We start from the raw sequence: 4,250 nt of genomic DNA, 5'->3' as shown, positions 1-4,250 counted from the left end.
ACAGTTTTAGGTCGTTACTCAATAGATTTGACACAACAATAGATAGCTGGTTAGGCTTTAATTATCTAGCTTTCATAATAATTGCACTAAAAAAATTTAATAAAATAAAAGTTTAAACGACTTCAATGTATTTTTATTTTGATCTTCAATCTGAATAATTAATAATTGATTATCTTTTGATAAAGATTCAATAAACAAATCTTTAGAATTTATTTGATCTCTATTAAATAAAATTCTCCCTTGTAAATCATAAATTTTGATTGAATTAATTTCCGTAAACTTTGAATAAATTATAAGAGAATTATCTTGAGTTTGAATTGAAATTGCACTTTCATCGTACGGTTGTTCAACATTCATTACTTCATCAGTAAAACGTAAAATAAATCGATCATTAAATGCCCCTGCAACTGAACTAAATATATAATCTGATTCATTTAAAGGATGTATAGTAGCTGTATAAGTATCTTCAAGATAAACTAACTGTCCATCTGCAAAAAGACCATCCATCTGCTCAATTGCAATTTTATATTCTCCAGAACTGGCAATTTTTAACCCTAGCAAAAAATAATCTTCGCTTGAAAAAGGTAAAGCTTTCGCTTGTATAACAAACTCTTGATTGTTAATTAAAGATGTTAAAACTACTTCAGAATCGTTTATATACTTTCCATCATAACGATCTAAATCATTTGATGCTACCGAAGAATAACCAAGAAGTATTTTACTAAAAACACCATTTTGATTAGTCAAAGTTAACCACAATCGATGTTTCACATCTTGGTTTGTAGTTGGATATCTAAAAAACTGATTTTCAAACTCATCAGGAACTTTCATACCACTATTAAAAAATAACTCTGAACTTAGTGCTTTTACTAAAAATCCTTGACCAATTTGAATAAAACCATTTGGGTCTTCACTAGTTGAGGAACCTGTTCCTCCAAACTCTGTATACGTGGCATAAAAAGAACCTAAAGGTCCGACTCCCGTTGAATCATTTAATCTTCTCCAAAAATAAATAGTTCCTTCAATATTTGCCGCATTTTCTTGTAAAAATTGATCAGCACTTATCACAGTTGGATAAGGATTTCCAACTAAATTAAAACCTTGACCTTCTGTTTCTAATGATACAATAACTTCACCATTCCTAGGTATACCCACAAAATTTCCAGTCCAAACTTGTGGGGCATTAGAACCATTATTTGCTACATGATTATTTGGAGATCTTATAAAATAACCTTTGCCTGATTCAAATACAGTTGTATAAGGATTTATTGGTGAATAAATATTTTGACTAGTATTATAAGTATAAAAACGTGTATCAACAGTTTGAGGTGAAAACTGTTTTAAAGTTTGTAACCCAAAAACAGGTGATGACCACATAGTGTAATCTAAACGAAATATTTCAGAACTATTTCTCAAAACTGTAATTTCTCCGATATTTGGTAAAGCATTGTCATTAAGTTGAAACAGATTTGCATTATTTTGAATGACAAATGAAGTTGCGTTGCTATTGTTTACTATATTTTCATAAACTATAAGATTATTTCCCGAAGTAATAGAATACGAATAACCTTCATTCAAAGTAATACTTTTAACTTCAAACATGGTGGTGTTATTTTCATCAGAAACAAAGTTATCATCTAATATAACATCATGTTCCGAAGTTGGGAGAATTCCATTTAACCAAGCTCCATCCGACCAAACCGCCACAAAAGTAGGCTCATCAAAAGTTGTTACCATAATTACATTCGAATTTTCGCTTGTAACCGGGCCACTTCCGCTATTTCCTTCAGCCCTCAATCGATAATAATAATTTGTAGAAGGATTTAATCCATCCACAATTTTACTTGTTGAACCACTGGGAATAAATAAATTATTATAGCCCGCTAACATAACCGAAAAGTCACTAAACTCGCTAACATCTAATCTATAGCCTGTTGCTCCAGGTACAGCTATCCAACGAGCTGAAAAAAAAGTATCTGAAACCCCAGACGGAGAACCAGCTATTGGAACTGATATTGTATTTGTTGAAAAAGTAAATCCAGAAGTCCAACTACTAAAAAGAGGTGCAGATGTACATTGAAAACGCATATATACTGTATAAGTAGTATTTGATAATAACCCAGAAAGTAGTGAAGAAAAAACTCCATCTCCTACTGAACCACTATCTACTAAACCTGAAACCCCACTACCAGGCAAACCAGAAGAACGAACTTCAAAATTATAGGCTATACCAGGAGCAGATGTTGAAGCTGACCAATTTAAAACAGCAGAAACTGATGTAATGTCACTAACCATGATACCTGTTGGTTGATTACATTGACTATAACCAATAATACCCTTAAAAATTAGACTAAATAATAAAATAAGAATCTTTGCAATTAAATGAAACTTCATAATTTTTTAATTTTTATAAAAACAGTAAATTGTAATACTAATAAATAAGCTTAGTCAAAATCTTTTCTCCAGTAATTAAACTAACATTTACAATAAATAATTGATTCGATTGCTTAATATCAGAAATCGTAACTTCAAGCTGGTCAGAAATTTTTTTTGAATAAATCAAGCGACCACTTAAATCAAATACATCTATCTGTTGTATGGCTCTATCAAAAACTTTAAAATGAATACCTTCGGTATTTATTGAAATTAGAAATTGATTATTTAAATTAACAACTTCAACTAAATTTAAATTTTCATTAACTATTATTGTATAATCTTCAGCTTCACCATTTTGAATAGATTCACAAGGCGTAGTTTCATCAGTTGATGTGGATTGATTAGTTCTAACCCGCATAATTGTATTACCTAACACAGCATCAACCGGCACAAACACATTGGCTACAATTCCTGAATTTACATCCTCTCCTCCTGTCACTGAACCTAAATTAATTGATTCACTATTCTCAAAATCTCCATTTTGGTTCCAATCTATCCATGCCATAGTATTATTTGTCCCTCCAAGTGTATTTACATTAACTGATAAGGAAACCATCGATTCTCTCTCTATACTTGTTTGAATTGATGTGAAATTTGAATAAGAAGGTGTGCTTAAAGATGGATTATTTATTTCACCAAAAGTTACTTTAGTAATTCCAATAGAATTTGTATTTGTAACTAAAGAAGTACAATAACAACCTTCTCCTCCAACTAACAATGGAAAATCAAAAACTGTAGAAGAAGCGATATCGCATGTAGTTGCCCTACGATAATAAGTCGCAATTGATTGATTAGTTTCAAAAAAAGCATCAGTTGCCCCCGGTATATCAGTCCAAGGTCCATTATCATTGGGAGATGACTGCCATTGATAAGAAAGTCCTGATTCAATTGAACCGTTCTGAACAGAAAGAAGAAATAATTCTCCATTACAATAAGGCCCTTCTGATACAACTGTTTGACCTCCAGAGGGAGTTGACTCACAAGGATTCGTAAAAGTAAATTGCATGTTTGGTCTTCTTCTGGCTATAAGTGCTGGGAGTAAATTTTGATTAGACAAATTACATCCATTTAAGGCTGAATTATTTGTGTAATTAGCCGCAGTAACTGACTCTCCCGTAGGGAAATTTTTTGATTGCACAGAAAAACTAGTTCCGAAATCGAAATTATTTCTACAGATTTCAACTATAATATTTCTAAATCCATCCCAAGCAAAAGGAGTATCTAGCTCAAATGTATACCAACCTAATTCCGTTATATTTTCGGTGGTAGATTCATAATAAACTGGTAAATTATCAACAAGATTTGGTCCCATTTCAAATGAAGTTGTCATACCAATCTTGATTTTAATATTTTCAGGTTTTAAATTACTAGGTAGTGCAAGTTCAGTTATATTTATAGCTAAAGAAGTTAAATTTCCTGAGATACTAAATCCTACGTTATACAATTCGTCAGCAAAATATAAATATTGCGATCTACTATTACGATTAATTGTAGCAAATGGGGAAACACCTAAAGTGTTATATGATTCTTCACCATCACCAATTGTAAAGGTATCTTGTGCTTTTAAATCATTATATACAAGTAAAATGAAAATCAAAAAAATTTTATAGAAAATGAGTCTATTATAGGTTCTGTTTTTTTTAATTAATTGTATATGATTGTTGTAATTTTTATTCATAATTAAAGATTTTTTGATTGTCCGCAATTACCCATAATTAAATAAAAAGCCTTATATTTGATAAAAAAAAGCGATGAATTTATTCAGTTTTACGGCAAATTTTGGAAGTGAAGAAGCTTGTAGACTTCATTTTAAA

2 protein-coding genes and 1 pseudogene are annotated in these 4,250 nt (G+C 30.8%); 1 reads left to right on the top strand and 2 read right to left on the bottom strand.

The window, feature by feature from the left end:
* Window positions 1-116, top strand: a pseudogene (locus ACIQ0M_RS15195) (IS5 family transposase); the annotation flags it as partial.
* Here ACIQ0M_RS15195 and ACIQ0M_RS15190 read toward each other — a convergent pair.
* Together ACIQ0M_RS15190 and ACIQ0M_RS15185 are read right to left on the bottom strand one after the other, a co-directional pair.
* Window positions 97-2,394 (bottom strand): hypothetical protein, encoded by a 2,298-nt coding sequence (locus tag ACIQ0M_RS15190; RefSeq protein WP_396153753.1) that lies wholly within the window; start codon window positions 2,392-2,394, stop codon window positions 97-99. The pseudogene ACIQ0M_RS15195 and the gene ACIQ0M_RS15190 sit on opposite strands and share 20 nt — an antisense overlap.
* A gap of 37 nt (window positions 2,395-2,431) precedes the next feature.
* Entirely contained in the window at window positions 2,432-4,114 is a 1,683-nt protein-coding gene (locus ACIQ0M_RS15185) for a GEVED domain-containing protein (protein ID WP_396153751.1), read from the bottom strand.
* Between the last annotated feature and the right edge of the window lie 136 nt (window positions 4,115-4,250).

The sequence above is a fragment of the Flavobacterium sp. genome (assembly GCF_044339515.1).
Classification (GTDB): Bacteria; Bacteroidota; Bacteroidia; order Flavobacteriales; family Flavobacteriaceae; genus Flavobacterium.
Note: the sequence above shows the minus strand (reverse complement) of the source record. Positions and strands in the feature narration are given on the sequence as shown.

What these genes read in the sequence shown, in the direction of transcription:
- ACIQ0M_RS15190 (WP_396153753.1), bottom strand. Translation starts at nt 2,394, where the DNA reads ATGAAGTTTCATTTAATTGCAAAGATTCTTATTTTATTATTTAGTCTA.
- ACIQ0M_RS15185 (WP_396153751.1), bottom strand. Translation starts at nt 4,114, where the DNA reads ATGAATAAAAATTACAACAATCATATACAATTAATTAAAAAAAACAGA.